Here is a 224-nt window from a genome sequence, read left to right on the forward strand (position 1 = left end):
CCATACATGGTTACAAGCTTGTCCACGATATCATCAACGGACGCTGCATTGTAAAAGTAGATAACGTATCCGACAAGAAGCAGCATATCTTCTCCCTTTATTTCATTACTGAAAATCAGAGTTCCTGTTTTGTTATCGTCTGCTATAAAGTATCTATACTCATTCATTTTTTGCTCCATAATCTTTTTCCTTTGTCACGACTATGACATTAGACATAGGGTCAA

Origin of the sequence: Ruminococcus sp. CAG:57 (assembly GCF_000435935.1) — a bacterium.
Classification (GTDB): Bacteria; Bacillota; Clostridia; order Oscillospirales; family Ruminococcaceae; genus Hominimerdicola; species Hominimerdicola aceti.